The organism is Mycobacterium montefiorense (assembly GCF_003112775.1).
Lineage (GTDB): Bacteria > Actinomycetota > Actinomycetes > Mycobacteriales > Mycobacteriaceae > Mycobacterium > Mycobacterium montefiorense.
In genome coordinates this window covers 67,089-85,548 of record NZ_BFCH01000009.1, presented here as the reverse complement: position 1 = coordinate 85,548, position 18,460 = coordinate 67,089, and the positions used below count along the sequence as shown (strand labels likewise).

Annotated in this window: 14 protein-coding genes; 5 read left to right on the top strand and 9 right to left on the bottom strand. The window is 65.8% G+C overall.

The features are described from left to right. Nucleotides 1-14: 14 nt before the first annotated feature. The 3 genes from DB708_RS07065 to DB708_RS07055 are packed head-to-tail and all read left to right on the top strand — an operon-like array spanning nt 15 to nt 3,225. The gene (locus tag DB708_RS07065) at nt 15-1,202 is read left to right on the top strand and encodes a PP2C family protein-serine/threonine phosphatase (protein ID WP_108921239.1); all 1,188 of its coding nucleotides are present in this window, start codon (nt 15-17) and stop codon (nt 1,200-1,202) included. Next, on the top strand, nt 1,196-2,782 hold the full coding sequence (locus DB708_RS07060) for a sensor histidine kinase (RefSeq protein WP_108921238.1): 1,587 nt from the start codon (nt 1,196-1,198) through the stop codon (nt 2,780-2,782). The genes DB708_RS07065 and DB708_RS07060 overlap by 7 nt, the downstream gene beginning before the upstream one ends. Further along, complete coding sequence (locus DB708_RS07055) at nt 2,779-3,225, top strand: response regulator (RefSeq protein ID WP_108921237.1); 447 nt, start codon at nt 2,779-2,781, stop codon at nt 3,223-3,225. The genes DB708_RS07060 and DB708_RS07055 overlap by 4 nt, the downstream gene beginning before the upstream one ends. Nucleotides 3,226-3,232: 7 nt before the next feature. Here the strand turns inward: DB708_RS07055 and DB708_RS07050 are convergent, their stop codons facing one another. From DB708_RS07050 to DB708_RS07015, 8 genes are all read right to left on the bottom strand, one after another. Continuing rightward, a complete protein-coding gene (locus DB708_RS07050; RefSeq protein ID WP_108921236.1) occupies nt 3,233-5,485 on the bottom strand; it encodes a SulP family inorganic anion transporter in 2,253 nt (750 codons plus the stop codon). Nucleotides 5,486-5,758: 273 nt separating this feature from the next. After that, on the bottom strand, nt 5,759-6,946 hold the full coding sequence (locus tag DB708_RS07045) for a CoA transferase (RefSeq protein WP_108921235.1): 1,188 nt from the start codon (nt 6,944-6,946) through the stop codon (nt 5,759-5,761). A 15-nt stretch (nt 6,947-6,961) separates the two neighbouring features. After that, the gene (locus DB708_RS07040) at nt 6,962-7,717 is read right to left on the bottom strand and encodes a class I SAM-dependent methyltransferase (protein ID WP_108921234.1); all 756 of its coding nucleotides are present in this window, start codon (nt 7,715-7,717) and stop codon (nt 6,962-6,964) included. Between the two features lie 164 nt (nt 7,718-7,881). Beyond that, on the bottom strand, nt 7,882-8,730 hold the full coding sequence (pstA, locus tag DB708_RS07035; RefSeq protein ID WP_108921233.1) for a phosphate ABC transporter permease PstA: 849 nt from the start codon (nt 8,728-8,730) through the stop codon (nt 7,882-7,884). 1 nt (nt 8,731) lies between these two features. Further along, a complete protein-coding gene (pstC, locus tag DB708_RS07030; protein ID WP_108921334.1) occupies nt 8,732-9,745 on the bottom strand; it encodes a phosphate ABC transporter permease subunit PstC in 1,014 nt (337 codons plus the stop codon). 14 nt (nt 9,746-9,759) lie between these two features. Beyond that, nucleotides 9,760-10,899, bottom strand: a complete 1,140-nt coding sequence (gene pstS / locus DB708_RS07025) for a phosphate ABC transporter substrate-binding protein PstS (RefSeq protein ID WP_108921232.1) — start codon at nt 10,897-10,899, stop codon at nt 9,760-9,762. Nucleotides 10,900-10,959: 60 nt separating this feature from the next. Beyond that, nucleotides 10,960-12,087: a phosphate ABC transporter substrate-binding protein PstS gene (pstS, locus tag DB708_RS07020; protein ID WP_201263445.1), complete on the bottom strand. Its 1,128-nt coding sequence runs from the start codon at nt 12,085-12,087 to the stop codon at nt 10,960-10,962. Between the two features lie 22 nt (nt 12,088-12,109). Further along, the gene (locus DB708_RS07015; protein ID WP_108921332.1) at nt 12,110-12,904 is read right to left on the bottom strand and encodes an ATP-binding cassette domain-containing protein; all 795 of its coding nucleotides are present in this window, start codon (nt 12,902-12,904) and stop codon (nt 12,110-12,112) included. A gap of 241 nt (nt 12,905-13,145) precedes the next feature. On the opposite strand from DB708_RS07015, the gene pstS (DB708_RS07010) reads away from it, so the two are divergent. Then, the gene (gene pstS / locus DB708_RS07010) at nt 13,146-14,255 is read left to right on the top strand and encodes a phosphate ABC transporter substrate-binding protein PstS (RefSeq protein WP_108921231.1); all 1,110 of its coding nucleotides are present in this window, start codon (nt 13,146-13,148) and stop codon (nt 14,253-14,255) included. A gap of 22 nt (nt 14,256-14,277) precedes the next feature. Then, a complete protein-coding gene (locus tag DB708_RS07005; protein ID WP_409347565.1) occupies nt 14,278-16,215 on the top strand; it encodes a serine/threonine-protein kinase PknD in 1,938 nt (645 codons plus the stop codon). Between the two features lie 43 nt (nt 16,216-16,258). Here the strand turns inward: DB708_RS07005 and ctpC are convergent, their stop codons facing one another. After that, on the bottom strand, nt 16,259-18,454 hold the full coding sequence (gene ctpC / locus DB708_RS07000; protein WP_108921229.1) for a manganese-exporting P-type ATPase CtpC: 2,196 nt from the start codon (nt 18,452-18,454) through the stop codon (nt 16,259-16,261). Nucleotides 18,455-18,460 lie beyond the last annotated feature (6 nt).

The following is an 18,460-nucleotide window of genomic DNA, read 5'->3' as shown; positions in this document are numbered from 1 at the left end:
GCAAGGGGTGCGAGATGCTTAGCCCAGTCACCCCCGCGGCGACCTGGCAGACACTGTCTTTGCTTTTGGTCGAGGACGACCGGGCTGACGCGATACTGGTCGAAGATCTGATTGCCGACGCGGTCGACGACACCCGCGTGACCTGGGCACAGTCGATGGCACATGCCGAGCGCGAGCTGGCTTCCGCACGGCCGGACTGCGTGCTACTGGACCTGCACCTGCCCGACGCCAGCGGCATCGAGGCGCTGGACCGCATCACCCAACGCGACGCGACGGTGCCGATCGTGGTGCTGACCGGTTTGAACGACGAGTACTTCGGCGCCTCCGCGGTCGCGGCCGGGGCACAGGATTACCTGGTCAAGGGCCGAGTCGAACCCGACATGCTGCGCCGCGCGCTCCTTTACGCCATCGAGCGCAAGCGCGTCGAGATCATCGCCGCGGATCTGCACGCGACTCAGCTGCGAGCCCGCGAGAACGCGTTGCTGGAACGTGGCCTGCTGCCCTCGCCGATGCTGCTGGACAACCCGGGTGTCAAGATCGTGACCCGGTACCGGCCGAGCCGTGCCGACGCGCTGCTGTGCGGCGACTTCTACGACGTCGTGCAGACCCCGGACCGAGTCGCGCATGTGTTGATCGGAGATGTCGCCGGGCACGGACCCAACGAGGCCGCGCTGGGCGCGGCGTTGCGGATCGCTTGGCGCGCACTCACATTCGCCGGCGTACGCGCCACCGAATTGATGCACCAACTCGACCGGGTGCTGCGCGCCGAACGAACCGACACCGGGATCTTCGCGACGGTCCTGTCCCTCGAGATTGCGCCCGACACCGGCCACATCAGCTCGATCCGGGCCGGCCATCCGGGTATGTTGCGCCAAGGCGGCGGAACGGTGGACTGGATCGAGCCGCCGGCCGGGCCGGCGCTGGGCCTGCGTGCCGACGACTGGCCGCAGCACGAACTGGAACTGCGGGTGGGCCAGGGGCTGTTGCTGCTCACCGACGGACTCTTCGAGGGATACTGCGGAACCGGCAACAAGCGACTTGGGGAGGACGGCTTGCTCGCACTGGCGCGTACCCACAACGGTTTGCAGGGTCCGGCGTTCGTCGACGCGCTGATCGACGGCGCCGAGGAACTCGCCGGGCCGCGCGGCGGACTTACCGATGACATCGCCGTGGTCCGGGTAGAGCTGACGGCGACATGTTGACCGACTCGCACTGGCGAGCTCAGCTCACCGTTCGGGGCTGGCTGTTTGTGGTGCTGCTCAGCATGGGCTTGCTGGTGCTCGCCGGTGCGGTCGCGGGCGGGGTGTTGCTGCATCGCACCGACGACGTGGCGCGCAGCCTCAGCGAGCAGATTCAGCCGGCGCGGCGGGCCGCGTTCCAGCTGCAGGCATCGTTGCGGGACCAGGAGACCGGTGTGCGAGGCTACGTAATCGCCGCCGATAGGCAGTTCCTCACGCCGTACTACGACGGGCAGCACGCCGAACACGCAGCGGCCGAAGATATCCGGCGATTGCTCGGTCAGCGCATGGACCTGGTCAATGACCTGGAAGCGATCGAGAGGGCGGCCGCCATCTGGCGGGCCAGCTCTGCCGAGCCACTGATCGCGAACGTGACACCAAACTCTCCGGGCGTCGCGAACGCTAGGGTCGCCGATCGCGCGAAGGCCGAATTCGACCATTTGCGTGGACTTTTCGATACCCAGAATGCCGATTTCGCCGCGGCGTCCGCGCAGGCGACTGACGAATTGAGGGACATCACCGCATGGCGGGACTGGGTGCTGGGCGCCGTGGTGCTGGTGTTCTTCGGTCTCGCCGTCACGCTGGGCCTGCTGACCCGCGCCGCCATCACCCTTCCGCTCGCGGCGCTGGCCGCATCCTGCCGGCGGATCACCGAGGGTAGTTTCACCGAATCCATCTTGCCGCCGCCGCGGCCCAAGGACATTCGGGACATGGCGATCGACGTCGAGAACATGCGGCAGCGGATCGTTTCGGCGCTCGACAACTCGCGGGCGGCGGAGGCGCGATTGGACGAGCAGGCAATCGAATTGAAGCGCTCCAACGCCGAACTCGAGCAGTTCGCCTATGTCGCTTCACACGATCTGCAGGAGCCGCTGCGCAAGGTCGCTTCGTTCTGTCAGTTGCTGGAGAAACGATACGGCGACCAGCTCGACGAGCGCGGCATCGAATACATCAACTATGCGGTCGACGGCGCCAAACGGATGCAGGTACTGATCAACGACCTGCTGAGTTTCTCGAGGGTCGGCCGGGTGGGCGCCAAGCAGACCGAGGTCGATCTGGACGCGACGCTGGATGCGGCCTTGGCCAACCTCGGTGTCGCGATCGAGGAGTCCAACACCGAGATCGTGCGCCCTGGCCAGCCACTACCGCGGATCGTCGGGGATCCGACACTGCTGACGATGTTGTGGCAGAACCTGATTGGCAATGCGATCAAGTTCCGGCACATTGATCGATCGCCCCGGGTCGTCATCGATTGCGAACTGCGCCCCGATACTCACCAGTGGTTACTTACCGTGTCGGACAACGGAATCGGCATTGCCGAGGAGTTCACCGAAAAGGTCTTCGTCATCTTCCAGCGGCTGCACGGCCGCGAGGTCTACCCGGGAACGGGTGTTGGCCTGGCGCTGGTGAAAAAGATCGTCGAATATCACGACGGCAACGTCGCGATCGACACGACCTATGTTGACGGAACCCGGTTCGAGTTCACGCTTTCCGTTCCCGTGGATGCAGAACGCTCAACCGCCCTGGAAGGAGCGTGCCAATGACACCAGCTGGTCGAGCGATCGAGATCCTGCTTGTCGAGGACGACCCCGGAGACGAGCTCATCACGAAAGAAGCGTTGGATCACAACAAGTTCCAGAATCGGCTGCATGTCGCGCACGACGGGGAAGAGGGCCTGGACTTTCTCTACCGGCGCGGTCAGTTCGAGGGCGCGCCGCGGCCGGATCTGATCCTGCTGGATCTGAACCTGCCGAAGTACGACGGTCGCCAGCTGCTGGAAAAGGTGAAGTCCGACGCCGACCTTGCTGGCATCCCGATCGTGGTGCTCACCACCTCCTCGGCAGAGGAAGACATCCTGCGCAGCTACAAGCTGCACGCCAATGCCTACGTCACCAAGCCCGTCGACCTCGACCAATTCATCAACGCGGTGCGCCAGATCGACGAATTCTTCCTTCAGGTCGTCCGCCTTCCGGGTGTGGACGGCTAGGTCTCGGTCAAGCTGGTGGCCTGACTGGCTCCTCGGGGCACACGATGCCGCGGGGTGTCGCTTCGTACACCCTGGTGGTTCCGATGTCGAAGAAGATGCCGACCACCTGCACATCGCCGGAAGCGATCGCGGGTGCCAGGACCGGGTGGCCGGTCAGCCTTTCCAGCTGGATGGCGACGTTCACGATGCTCAGCTGGTCGACCTCCGGGTAGGCGACGGATTCCGCGGTCCTGCGTGCCGGATGGTGATTCTGGAAGGCGTCGCGACCCTCGTTCGCATATTCGAGCCACTGGCCCATCGGTGTGGTGGCTGGTTCGGAGCTCTGGTCGAGAAGCACCTTCATGGCGGCGCATGACGAATGTCCGCAGATGACAACCGAACGCACGCCGAGTTGGTCGACGGCGAATTCGAGTGCGGCGTCCACCGATCGGTCGCCCCCGCCGGTCGGCACCAGATTGCCGAAGTTGCGCACGGTGTAGAGGTCGCCGGGGCCGCTCGCGGTGATGACGTTGGGGAGGATACGTGAGTCGGCGCAGGTCAGGAATAGCGCATACGGGTCGTGTGAACCCTTGAGCCCGGAAATGTGCTGATGTAACACCGCGGATCCGTTGCGATGGTACTCATCGACACGATCGAGAATGGAAGCGTCGCCATTGTTTTGGTGATGTGCGCGGGCCGACCGCCACGGCACCAGTCCAATCGGGTCCGAGGCGAAGTGACGCTTCGGTGGACTGGCGTGCGCGTTGTGCAGCGTCGCGGGCGTCGTCTCGAGGATGGCCACGACTCCTCCCCGCGCCTGGTAGCCGCGCTGCCAATCCTCGATCGTTTCGGAAACGGAGTCGTCGATGTAGTCCGCGTTGAGGTTCAGGGTTACCTCGGATCCCTGGGGCACCGAGGCGAGCGCTTTGGTCAATCGGGGCAGCAGCAAAAAGCTCAGCGTGCCGTCAATATCGATCCGCCACTGCTTGGACTCCTCGCCGCCAACCGGCTGCACCGAGACGGGGGCGCGCGTCACCCGGATCAGCAGGAAGCCGATCGCGACCGCCAGTCCAATGGCTAGACCTTCGAGCAGGTTGAGGAAGACCACTGACAAGATCGTGATGGCGTAGACCGCGAAATTGCCTGTCCGCCAGGCGAGTTTGATGTGAGCCAGCTTGATCAGCTGGGCGCCGATCACAATCAGCAGTCCGGCCAGGGCGGCCTTGGGGATGAGTTCGACGAGTTCGGTGAACAGCGAGGCAAACAGCAGAATCCATACACCGTGCAGCACCGCTGACATCCGGGTGCGCCCGCCGGCGGCCACGTTGGCCGAACTGCGCACGATGACACCGGTGATGGGCAGCCCGCCCAGCAATCCGGACACCACGTTTGCGGTGCCCTGACCGATGATCTCCTTGTCGAAGTTGGTACGGGGGCCATCGTGCAGCTTGTCGACACCGACTGCGCACAACAGGGATTCGACGCTGGCGATCAGCGCGATCGTGAGGATGCCGACGACGATGTCGTTGGTCTCGTCGATCCATGGCCTGCCCTTCGGGGTTGCTCCAGCGATATGGGGCAGGTTGAGGGCGTCGAAGAAGTTGCCCGACAAGGAGATTCGATCGGCATCCAGTCCTGCCGCGGTGGCCAGGACAGTCGCCGCTACGATGGCGACCAGCGGGGCGGGAATCATCCGGACCTTGGCGGGTAGCCGTGACCACAGCAGCAAGATGACGATGACCGTTCCGCCGGTGATCACTTCGTGCAGTTCGTGATGAAGGATGCCATTGGGCAGTGCAACGAGGTTTTGCCATGCCGAACTATGTGACGATCCACCCATCAGAACGTGAACCTGCTGCAACATGATGGTGATACCGATACCCGCCAGCATCGCGTGCACGACCACTGGAGCAATTGCCAACGCGGCGCGGGCCATCCGGCTCAGACCGAACCCGATCTGCAGTGCACCCGCGGCAATGGTCATCAGGCACAACATCGGAAAGCCCAGATCGTCGATCAGCCCGGCGACCACGACCGTAAGACCGGCAGCCGGGCCACTGACCTGAACCGAGGACCCGCCGAGTGCGCCGGCGACGATGCCGCCAACCACGGCGGCGATCAAACCGGCGGCCAGTGGGGCCCCGGAGGCGATCGCGATGCCCAGCGAAAGTGGCAGCGCCACAAGGAATACGACAAGCGAGGCGGGAACGTCGTGGCGCAGATTCTGCAGAAACGACCCGGATTTGGCCGTTTCCCCGATATTGCTGCTAGGCGCGTTCATAAGTCGACTCCTCCGGCTTGACGACTCTTTATGACCGGTAGAACGTCGTGTGTCAATGCGAGCGTACGCGGTGCTGGCGCCAAGACAGCTCAAATCAGCGAACGGCAGGACATTGCGCCGCCTGCGGGTAGTTCGTGTGAGGAACCTTTCTCCGGTTGCCCAATTGCCTCGATATACGGCCACTAACTCATCGACAACTCAAAGAAAGCCAGCTACACCGGCGTTGACAACCGCCTCTTTCATGGGCAATTCAAAGAATGCCCATGCAATAAATCAGGACTTGGCCAGGAACGTGTCGTTGTGCTGGCCGGGAGCCGGCGGCGGATCGGCGGCCGCCGCGTCGAAGCTGGAGTAGCGCGCCGGCGTGCGGATCACCGTGATTTCATCGGCACCACTGCCGACCGTGAGAGCGAGTTCGTTCTCGGTGAACAGCGGGGTGCCGACCACCTGCTTCCAGGTGTAGGCAAGGCAAGCCATCAAGCCACCTTCTTGCAGCAGCCCAACCCATTCGGCGGCGGTCTTGGCGGCCAGCGCCGACTCGAGTTCCTCGGTCAACTCGTGGTAATTCACCGCGCGGGAACGCTGGTCGATGAACCGTTCGTCGTCGCGCATGTCGGGCCGGCCGATGATCTCGCACAGCTTGGCCCAGTGCTTGGGCACGTACGCGCTGATCACCAGGTACCCGTCGGCGGCCTTGAAGGCATCCGATGGCTGGGTGGCAAAGCCAACACCCTTGCGCTTCTTGGTAGTTGGTGCCGCGTCCGGCTTCGGCTTGGGCTGCTCGCTGGGCTTGTTCAGATGAATGGTGAGTTGGCTGGCCTGCAGGCCCACCGCTACGTCGTACATCGCGACGCGCACCACGTCGGCCACGCCGTGGCGCTCGCGGTGCAGCAGCGCGGCCAGCACCGCCTGGGCCAGCACGTGGCCGCTGGCGGCGTCGACGAGCTGGAACGGAATGATCTGCGGCTTGCCGCTCGGTGTGGGCATTCCGGTGGTCATGCCCGACTCGGCGGCAACCATCAGGTCGACGCCCGGCCTGCTGCCTTCCGGACCGTTGCCGCCGTACGCGGACAGGCGCGCGTAGATCAGCTTGGGGTTGCGGGCGCGTAACTCGTTGGGGCCCAGTCCCATACGTTCCATTACTCCGGGGCGAAAGCCCTCCAGCACGACGTCTGCGGTGTCGACCAGGCGCAGTATCTGCTGTTTGGCTTCGTCGTCGGTCAGGTCCACCGCCACCGATTTCTTGCCCCGGTTGTGCGGCCAGAACAGCGTAGGCAGCGGTGGTCGCCCGGGCAGCACCGCGACGATGTGCCGGGCCGCCTCGCCACCGGGTGCCTCGACCTTGATGACTTCGGCGCCGAGGTCGGCCATGATCTGTCCAGCCAGCGGCCCGGCGATGTTCTGCGTGAAATCGAGAACCCGGTAACCGTCAAGTGGCTTGGCCGGCTGGCTGTTTGGCATCGTGGAGCCTTCCTTTTACCCTGCCTTGTGCAAAACTGCGGTGCAGTAATAGTTCTTGGCGAACGCAGCGTCTTCGCCGTCGGGCTGCAGCGGTAATCCGTTGTCCGCCAACAACTGATTCAGCTCAGTGTTTACCGGCTGCCAGCCAAGATTGCCTAGGTGGGTGGCCGCATCGTTGCGCTCCCCGGGAAAGCCCAGATCGACGAGTGCGACGTCGAGTCCGTTTTCCCGCCACCGCTGGGTGGCGCCGTCCAGGGCGTTCTGGTTGCAGCCGGTATTGATAAAGATTTCGGCCACCAGCCGGCTGCCGTCGGCGGACAGCGCGGTGGGCTTGGCGCCGAGCGCTTCGATCGTCGCGGTCTTGAACTCGATGACTTCGGGCTGGTCGATCTCGAACACCGTGGTCCCCGGCGCCCACGGGAGTCGATAGCCGCGTGCGTCCAGGCCGGCGGCCAGGATGACGACCTGGCGAATGCCCGCGGTCGCGGTGTCGGCGAAGAACGCGTCGATATAGCGAGTGCGCGCCGCCAGCAGGTCGGTCATGCGTTGCATGCCCCACGGCGCTCCGGGCTCGTCGACGTCGGCCGCGCTGATTTCGCCGTTGGCCCACCGGGTGAAGAAGTCGACGCCCACGGCGCGGACCAGTGGCTCGGCGAACGGGTCGTCGATCAGCTTGTCCTTGGTGGCGCGGGCTCGTCCCGCGGCCACCATGGTGGCGGTGGCTCCGACGCTGGTGGCCAGGTCCCAGGTGTCGTTCTCGCTGCGTGCCATGGTTAGACAGAATAACGATACGGTCTTGCCCCGTTCGGCACCCCGGCCCCGTGGCCGGGCCGCTTTGGTTGCCGAGCCAAAGTCGGTCGCGGGGCCTGCTGCCATGGGCACGATCGGCGCGAGCTATTTAGCCGCCCCTGCGCCAGCCCGGATCCTGAACCGGCTCAACGTGATTCGGAATGCCGCCGAGCGAACCAGGTGATCATCCTGCCGACGATGATTAGCAGTAGCACGAATACGATCAACAGGAACGCCGCGTCGTAGGACAGGTCGCGGGCCGCCTTTGACGGCAGGTTGTAGAACGTCCAGATCGGGTAGGTCAGATAGCCGACCGGTGAGTCGGTGAGCTTTCCGGTCGGCGCGGAATTCGACCAGCCGGCCGTGTACAGCATCGGCGCCGTCTCGCCGACCGCCAGCGCGAGTGCTACCAGCAGACCGGTGACGATTCCGGGGATTGCCGACTTGAGCACGATCTTGCGCAGCGTCCAACCGAGCGGCAACCCGAGCGCTTCGGCCCCCTCCCGGTAGGACGTCGGCACCTGAGAGAGTGCGGACTCGGTGGCTTTGGCGATGTAGGGAATGCTCATTGCCGACAGCGTCAGCACCCCGGCCGCCAGGGAAAATCCCCAGTGGAACGTCACCACGAGCGCTAGATAGCCGACGTAGCCAAGCACGATGGACGGGACGCCGGACAGCATCTCGTAGGCGCCGCGCAGAATCGATCGCGTTCTGCCGCGGGCGAATTCAGACAGATAGATCCCGGTCAACACGCTGACCGAGCCGCCGACCAGCATCACGCCGACACCGACCACCACGGTGCCGATGATCGCGTTGCGCAGGCCGCCGCCGTTGCCGCGGGTGTTCGTCACCAGCACCCGCCAGTGGAACACCGGCAAGGCACGGCCGACGACTTCGATCAGCATCCACAGCGTGGGCACGACGACCACCGCCAAACAGCACACGCAGGCGATCCAGAACAGCGCGTTGGCGACCTTGCGCCTGGTTGCGTTCACCTCACACCCCCCGTCCCACGGGTAGCGCGGTACCCGACACCCTGCGCACCAGTGCGCGGGCCGCCACGTTTGTCAGCAGGGTGATCACCATCAGCACCAGGGAGGCCTCGGCGAGGGTCTTCACCGCGAAGTCCGTGAAGTCGGTCATCGCCGAATCCAGTTGTGATACAACGGTTGCGGCGATGGTTGTCATCGTCGAATAGATGTTGGTGGGCATAGCGCCCAACACCGCACCCGACACCATGGCCACGGCCATCGTCTCTCCCAGCGCGCGGCCCAGGCCGAGCACCACGGCGCCGACGATGCCACTGGACACCCACGGCAGCGTGACCCGGCGCGCGCACTCCCAATCGGTCATGCCCAGGGCGATTGCACCCTCGCGCGGCAGCACCGGTACCTGTCGGATCAAATCCCGGGTGGTGCTGGCGATGATGGGAATGACCATCACCGCCAGCACCAGGCCGGACACCAACAGGCCCTCGCCGTTACCGGTATTTCCGCGGAAGTAGTCGAGCACCGGTACGTCGGGCGCGTTGCGGGCGATCACTGGGGCGACGTGGTGGGTAATGAACGGCCCGAATGTCATTGCGCCCCAAAGGCCGACGATGACGCTGGGAATTCCGGCGAGCAGTTCGAGCACCATTCCGATGGCCGACGCGAGATGCCTGGGTAACCGCTCGACGATCACCAGCGCCGCGCCGATGGAGACTGGCACGGCGATGACCAAGGCGATCGCCGAGCTCGCCAGGGTCCCGACGATCAGCGGCAGCGCGCCGTAGTAGGCGCCGGCGGGATGCGCGACACCGTGCGTGACGACGGCGTCGCTATACGTGTTGCCCGGATTCCAATCGGTTGCGGTGAAAAAATGCCAACCGTTGACCCTGATCGCGGGCAGCGCCTCGAGGAGCAGTGTCGCCAGCACGAAGGCGAGCAGCAGCAGCGGTATCACCGCACCCGCCGCGCCGAGCGAACGAACCGCAAGACCCGCGCGGCTCGCGCCGCGAATCCGGTCCAGCGCGCGCCGCACGTCTACTGGGCGCTGATCTTGGCGATCAGGGCGTCCGACAACTTCACCACCGGGGCTGGCAGTGGCTGGAAGTGAACCTTGTCCAGGAAGGAGGCGTCGTTGCCATCGGTGATCGCCCAGTGCAGGAAGGCCTGCAGGGTCTGGGCGGTGGCGGCGTCCTTCTGGCCGCTGTTGACGATGGCGTACTCGTAATTGACGATCGGGTACCCGTCGGCGGCCGGCCCGTTGATCAGCGAGATCGCCTGGTTCGCCGGTGTTGTCGACGCGAAGCCGGCGGCCGCGGCTTGGATGCTCTGCGCGTCGGGCATCAGGTACTTACCCGAGGCGTTGGCCAGTTGCGCCTCGCCGAGACCCTTTTGCTGGGCCTGGTCGAGGAAGCTGATGCCGATGTAGGCCACGCAGCCGGGGGTGTCCGCACAGCCCGTCACCATGCCGCCGTTACCGTTTTCACCGAGCGCGCCGGGCACGGCCGGGAAGTCGACGGTGGTGCCGAAGGCAGGTGATTTGCCCCAGCCGTCGGGGTCCTGCTTGGACAGGTACTGGGTGAACAAGAAGGTGTCACCGGAACCGTCGGACCGGTGCAGCGGAACGACGGGGGTGGCGGGCAGATTCACCCCTGGGTTGAGGCCGGCGATCTGTGGGTCGTTCCACGTCTTGACGGAGCCGTTGTACATGCCGGCCAGCACCTTGCCGTTGAGCTTGATGTGTTCCGTGACGCCGGGGAGGTTGTAGTTGATCTGCTGGGCCGAGATGGCCAACGCGATGTTCATCAGCCCCTTGTGCTGGGCCATGTCCCCCTCGGACAGGTAGGCATCGGAGGCGCCGATGTTGACCGCTCCCGCGGCGGACTGGGAGATCCCGGTTCCCGAACCGGTGCCCTGCGTGGTGATCGTGACGTTCGAGTACTTGTCGTGATAGGCTGGGCCCCACAGGTTGAACAACGGATACAGCAGCGTGCTACCGGTTTCCGACAGTGTCACCGGCGATGTCGCCGGTGTCGTGGCGACCGGGCCCGCGCTGGCGCCGGGGGCCGACGAACCAGACGAACTAGTCGACGAGTTCGAACCGCAGGCAGCGGCGGCCAGCACCAGTGGCGCGGTGGCCGCCAGGGCCAACAATTTCTTCAAACGAAATTTTTTCACGGTCTCACCTTTTCCTTAGCGTTACTCACGGTGTGGCCCCCGACGAGGACACCTGGCTGTTCACCCGCTGATATTGGCGATCTGGGCGACCGACATCTGCACCACCGAATCCGGCAGGGGCTGGAAGTGCATGTTGTCCAGGAATGTGAGGGCACTGCCCTCGGTCACGGCCCAGCGCAGAAACGCCCGCAGCGTCTGGGCGGTGGCGCCGTCGGTCTGGGTGCTGTTGACGATGGCGTACTCGTAGTTGATGATCGGGTACCCATCCGCGGCCGGCCCGTTGATCAGCGAGATCGCCTGGTTCGCCGGTGTCGTCGACGCGAAGTCGGTGGCCGCGGCCCGGATGGTCTTGGCCTTGGGCAGCAGGTACTGGCCGGAGGCGTTGCCCAGCTTGGCCTCGCCGAGGCCCTGCTGGTCGGCGGCGTCGAGCGAGCCGACGCTGGTGTAGGCGACACAGCCGGGGTTCGCCGCGCAGCCGGTCACCATGGCGCCATCGCCATTCTCGCCGAGCGCGCCGGGGACCGCCGGGAAGTCGACCGTGGTGCCGAAACCGGGCGAGCGGCCCCAGCCGTCGGGGTCCTGCTTGGACAGGTACTGGGTGAACTGAAACGTGCTGCCCGACCCGTCGGAGCGGTGCAGCGGAACCACCGGGGTGTCCGGTAGTTGCAAGCCGGGATTGATGGCGGCGATCCGCGGGTCGTGCCAGGTCTTGATCGTGCCCCGATACATGGCGGCCAGCACCTTGCCGTTGAGCCGCAGGTGTTGGTGCACGCCGGGGAGGTTGTAGTTGACCTGCTGCGCGGAAATGGCCAGCGCGATGTTCATCAGCCCCCGGTGTGCGGCCATGTCGCCCGGGGACAGGTAGGCATCGGAGGCGCCGATGTTCACCGCTCCGGTTGCGGCCTGGGAGATTCCGGCCCCCGAACCACTGCCCTGGGTGGTGACGGTGACGTTGGGGAACTTCTGGTGATACGCCGGACCCCACTCGCTGAACAGCGGGTAGAGCAGCGTGCTGCCGGTCTCGGAAAGTTCGACCTTGGACGGCGCAGGGGCGACACTGCCTGCGGTCGACGCTGGACTCGGCGAACCGCAGGCTGCGGCCACAAGGGCCAGCGGTGCCGCGGCCATCAGGGCCAGCAGGATCGCCGAGCGGGACTTGGTGTCCCCGCTTGGCGGTGCCCCCTTCATTCGGCGGGCCGTCCTTGCGCCCCTAGCCGTCGGTCGCCCCTACCTTGTCGGTCCCGGCCGCCATCGAGGAGTCGTTGGCGGGGCGAAACGGGGCGAAGTAGCGGACGGTTTCTTCGTGCTGAGGCGCGAGGAACAGCTGCTCGGTGGGGCCCTCCTCGACGAGTCTGCCCTCGAAGAAGAAGGCGGTCCGGTCGCTGGTGCGGGCGGCCTGGGCGAGATCGTGGGTCACCATGATCACGGTCAGCCGGTCGGCGAGTGATCGAATGAGTTCCTCGACCTTTTCGGTCGTGGTCGGGTCCAGCGAGGACGTGGGCTCGTCGAGCAGCAGCACCTGCGGGTCGACCGCGAGCGCACGGGCCAGGCACAGCAACTGTTGCTGGCCGCCGGAGAGCCGGAACGGCGAATCACCCAGCCGGTCCTTGACTGCGTCCCAGAGGCCGACCTCGGTGAGGCGAGCCTCGGCGACGCTTTTGAACTCCTTGCGCGGCGCCATCTTGTGGGCACGCACGCCCGCGACCACGTTGTCCATGATCGACATCGGGAACGGGTTGGGACGCTGGAACAGCATGCCGACACTGCGGCGGAGTTCCATCAAATCGCGGTACTTGAATACGCTGCGACCGCCCAGCAGCACCTCGCCGGCGTGCCGGAAACCGGACACTTTGTCGTTCATCCGATTCAGGGTCCGCAGGAAGGTCGTCTTATCAGAACCGGTCGGTCCCAGCAGCGACGTGACGGCGTGCGCCGGAAAGTCGAGGCTCACCCTCTCGAGAACGGTTTTGGCGCCGAAGCCTAAGGTCAGGTCCACGGCTGCCATCGTGGAACCGGCATCACCGGTGTCGGCGTTGAGTTGCTGGTGGCCGATCACGGCACGATGCTACTGCCGCATTCTGTGCTGTCTGTGAGGAAAATCGCTCCCAGTCTCAGCCGGCTCCAAGGCATTGTTAATTAGCCGCCCATCTTTGCGCGGTTTTGTATATTCACGATTAGTTCATGTGCACGTAGTCGACGCTCTCGCGTTGAGCGCGCGCGTGGCCCGACTGAACTGAGGTAGCTCCTTGAGGTTGACCCGAGCTGGCGCGGCACTGAGCCTGCTGGCCGCCGGCGGGCTGGTGCTATCGGGGTGCGGCGGCCACGACAACAACTCGGCTCCGTCGAGTGCCAAGACGGCGCCGGTGAACTGCGGCGGCAAGAAGGTGCTGCACGCCAGCGGTTCAACCGCGCAAGAGAACGCCATGGAGCAGTTCGTCTACGCATACGTTCGCGCGTGCCAGGGCTACACGCTGGACTACAACGCGAATGGGTCCGGTAGCGGGGTCGAGGAGTTTTCGAACAACGTCACCGACCTGGCCGGCTCCGACGTTCCGTTGGACCCATCGACGGGTCAGCCCGACCGGGCGGCGGCCCGGTGCGGTTCCCCGGCCTGGGACCTGCCGACGGTCTTCGGTCCGATCGCCGTCACCTACAACGTCAACGGCATCGACTCGTTGAACCTGGATGGGCCCACCGCGGCGAAGATCTTCAACGGCACCATCACCAGGTGGGATGACCCGGCGATCAAGGCGATCAACGGCGGCGCCGCCTTCCCGTCGACGCCCATCCATGTCGTGTTCCGCAGCGACAAGTCCGGGACAACGGCCAACTTCCAGAAGTATCTCGACGGCGCGAGCAACGGCGCCTGGGGCAAGGGGACCGACGAGAAGTTCAGCGGCGGCGTCGGAGACGGCGCCAGCGGCAACAACGGCACGTCGGCGTTGCTGCAGAACACCGACGGGTCGATCACCTACAACGAGTGGTCATTCGCGGTGGGCAAGCAGCTGCACATGGCTCAGATCATCACGTCGGCGGATCCGACCCCGGTGTCGATCACTGCGGACTCGGTCGGCAAGACGATTGCGGGCGCCAGAGTCCAGGGGCAGGGCAACGACCTGGTCCTGGACACGTCGTCGTTCTACAAGCCGACCCAGGCCGGCGCGTATCCGATAGTGCTGGCGACCTACGAGATCGTCTGCTCGAAGTACCCGGATGCCGCGACTGGGACGGCGGTGAAGGCGTTTATGCAGGCCGCAATCGGCCCGGGCCAAGATGGGCTGGTGCAGTACGGATCGATTCCGCTACCCGGCTCGTTCCAGGCAAAGCTGGCGGCGGCCGTAGATGCAATCGCGTGAGCAGGCGAAAGGAGTGCCGACGGTGAGCGGCCCAACTTCGTGGGTGGGGTCCCAGTTCGGACCCTATCGCCTGCTGCGGCTGCTGGGCCGCGGCGGGATGGGCGAGGTCTACGAGGCCGAAGACACGCGCAAGCACCGGGTCGTGGCGTTGAAGCTGATCTCCAATCAGTACTCCGGCGACCCGCTCTTTCGCGCGCGGATGCAACGCGAGGCCGACGCCGCGGGTCGGCTGACCGAGCCGCACGTGGTGCCGATCCACGACTACGGCGAGATCGACGGCCGCCTGTATCTGGACATGCGCCTGATCGAGGGCAGCGACCTGGCCACCCTGTTGAAGCGCTACGGGCCCCTGTCCCCGCCGCGGGCGGTGGCCATCGTGAGTCAGATCGCGGCCGCGCTGGACGCCGCGCACGCCGGCGGCGTGACGCACCGCGATGTCAAGCCGGAAAACATCCTGATCGCCAACAACGACTTCGCCTATCTGGTGGACTTCGGGATCGCCCGCGCCGCAAGCGATCCCGGCCTTACCGCGACCGGGACGGCGATCGGGACCTACAAGTACATGGCCCCGGAGCGGTTCACCAGCGATGAGGTCACCTACCGCGCCGACATCTACTCCCTGGCCTGCGTTTTGGGTGAGTGCCTGACGGGGGTGCCGCCGTATCAGTCCGACAGCGTCGAACGGTTGATCGCCTCACACCTGCTCGAGCCCGTGCCTCGGCCCAGCCAGCAGCTACCCGGGCGGGTGCCGGTGTCGTTGGATCAGGTGATCGCCCGCGGCATGGCCAAGAACCCCCAGGAGCGCTATCGCAGCGCCGGAGATCTGGCCGCCGACGCCCACAACGCTTTGACCGCGTCCGATCAGCACCAGGCCTTCGCGATTTTGGAGCACGGCAAGCACGCCTCCGGCGCAAGCGATTACGCCGAGACGATGGTGCGTCCGATGATCGCCGACGGCGGCGGTGCCGGCGGGCGTCGCCAACCCGAGCAGTGGTCGTCCGTCGGCCCCGCGGTCCAGCCGCCGTACCACCAGCCGCCCGCTGCGCCCCCGGCGGACCACTGGCGCGCCGGGGGCGCGGCCAACCGAAAGCGCAAGCTATTGATCATCGCCGCCGCCGTCGCGGCCGTGTTGGTGGCCGCGGTTGTCATCGTCACCGTCGAAGTACGCGGATCCCACAGCTCGCCGTCGAAGGAGGCGTCCGGGCAGACCACCTTGCCGTTCGCCGGTATCGATTTCCGGCTCTCGCCGGGCGGGGTCGCGGTTGATCAGGCCGGCAACGTGTACGTCACCAGTGAGGGCATGTACGGGCGGGTGGTGGAGTTGCCGGCGGGGTCGAGTACTTCGACGGTGCTGCCGTTCAACGGCCTTTACCAGCCGCAGGGGCTGGCGGTGGACGATACCGGCACGGTGTACGTCGCTGACTTCAACAACCGGGTGGTGAAGCTGACAGCCGGGTCGGACAACCAGGTGGTGCTGCCGTTCACCGGCCTCAACTACCCCGAAGGGGTGGCGGTGGACCCGCAGGGCGGTGTGTACGTCGTCGACCGGGGCAACAGCAGGGTGCTGAAGTTGGCGGCCGGGTCCAACGCCCAGACCGTGCTGCCGTTCACCGGTCTCAAGAACCCGGATGGGGTGGCGGTCGACACCTCGGGCAACGTCTACGTCACCGACACCGACAACAGCAGGGTGGTGAAGTTGGCGGCCGGGTCGAATGCCCAGACTGTGCTGCCGTTCACCGGCGTCAGCGTGCCCTGGGGTGTCGCGGTGAACAACGCCGGCGACGTGTTCGTTACCGAGCACGACAGCAATCAGGTGATGAAGTTGGCGGCCGGGTCGAACATCCCGACGGTGCTGCCGTTCACCGGACTCAACACCCCGCTGGGGGTGGCGGTCGACAAGACCGGGAACGTCTACGTCGCCGATCGCGGCAACGACCGGGCCGTCAAACTGGTGCCCTGAGTCGCTCAGGCGAGGATGGCATTGTGCGCTGACCCGGTCTCTCTCAGTCCAGCCGGTAGCGGATCAGCCGCGAGCTGTTGGCCACCACCGCAACCGACGACGCGTTGTGCAGGATCGCGGCCAGCACGGGGGACAGGGCCCCTCCCGCGCCGATGATCAGCCCGGCGGCGTTGACGGCGATCGACATGCCGTAGTTCTCCCGGATCACCTCGACCGCCCGGGCGCCCAGGTCGCGGACGTCGAGCAGGCGATGCAGATCGTCGTTGGCCAGCGCGACGTCGGCGGTTTCGACGGCGACGTCGGTACCGGCCAACCCCATCGCGATCCCGATGTCGGCGGCCGCCAGTGCCGGGGCGTCGTTGATGCCGTCGCCGACCATGCCGACGATGTAGCCCTCACCCTGCAGCTCGCGCACCACCTCGAGCTTGTCCTCAGGCATCACCTCGGCGCGCCACTCGTCGATCCCCAGCTCGTCGGCAACCACCTGGGCGATGTCCGGATGGTCGCCGGTCAGCATCACGATGCGACGAATCCCGTTGGCGCGCAACTTCGTCAACACCTGGGGGGCCTCGGGCCGAACCTCGTCGCGCAGACTGATCAGCCCCACCAGCTTGCCGTCCACCGCCAGTAGCAGCGGGGTCTCGGCCTGGCGTCGCAGCTTCTCAACCCACTCCGTCGCCTTCTTCGACACCCTGACCTTTTCGGCCTTCAGCAGCGACGGGCTGCCCAGCAGCAGGGTGCGCCCGTCCGCCCAGGTCCGCATGCCCAGGCCTACCAGCACCTCACACTCCTCGTGCGGTGGAATACTGATGTGGCGTTCTTCGGTGGACCGGATCACTGCTTCGGCCAGCGGATGCCGGGAGTGAATCTCCGAGCTGGCCGCATACGCCAGCACTTGCTCGGGCTGCCAATCCTTATGCATGGCAACGATATTCGTGACTACCGGCCGTCCAACCGTGAGTGTGCCGGTCTTGTCGAACACGATCGCGTCGACCCGGCCCGCCTGCTCGAGGTGGGAGCCGCCCTTGATCAGGATGCCGCGGCGCGCGCCGTTGCCGATCGCGGCGCTGATCGCGGTCGGGGTGGCCAAACCCACTGCGCAAGGGCAGGCGATCAGCAGCATGGTCATCGCACGCCGGACGTCGCCGGTGACCGCCAGCGTGAGCGCCGAAACGATGAACGACGTGGGAACGAAACGGCGAGAGAAGTTTTCGCCGACCGTCTGGATAGGTGCCCGGTCGTACTGAGCCTCCTCGACGCGGGTGATGATGCGGCCGATGGTGGTCTGGTTGCCGACAGCCTCGGCGCGCACCACGACGCGTCCGCGCACCACGACCGAACCGGCATGCACGTGGGTGCCCACGCCGACGCTGACCGGGAGGTTTTCACCGGTGATCGCGGACTGGTTGACGACGGCCTCGCCGTCGACGACTTCGCCGTCCACCGGGATGGCGACGTGGTCGTGCACCACCACCTCGTCACCGATCTCGACGCTGTCGATCTGCACCTGGATTTCCGTCCAGGGGCTAGGGCTCCCAGCAGGCGCCGCGAGCCGAATCCACGCCGTGTCCTGGCTGCCGCGCAGCAGCTCCGAGATGGCCCGCCGAGTCCGTCGCAGCGTCAGATCTTGTAGATACTCACCGATGTTGAGCAGCCACAGCACGGTGAGCGCAACCACATTCTCGCGCAGTATCAAACTCGCCACCGTCGCGGCCGAGACCAGCGCGTCGGTGCCGGCCTTGCCGGACCGCAGCGAACTCAAGGCGCCGCGCAAAAACGGGTATCCGGTGAAGATCGTGACGCCGGTGGCAACCATTCGGCCGCTCGGGCCCAGCAGTGGTGGTCGGCCGAACACGTAACGGCGCACGCCGAGCAGGCTCAGGGCAACCCCGCCGATGACCATGCGCAGCACCTCGGAGTTGCGGATCTCCGACGAATGTGGCGCACGCACCGGAATCAGTTCTGCGGCAACGTATTCGGCACCGTTGATTGCCGCCATTACCTCGGAGCGTTCACAGCGGCGCGGTGAATACCAAACGACAACCGATCCGGTACGCGGGTAGGCGTGCACGGCGCGCACGCCGTTCTGCTTGGCCACGGCCTCCTCGACCGCGACGGCGCGGCGAGAGTCAGAGCGAACCCAGGGGACCGCGACCCGCATGCGGCCGGCCGCATCCGAAAGTACTTCCAGGGCAGGGTCTTCGGCAGGCGCGATGTCTTCAACGATCGCGAGGCTCATGTTCGG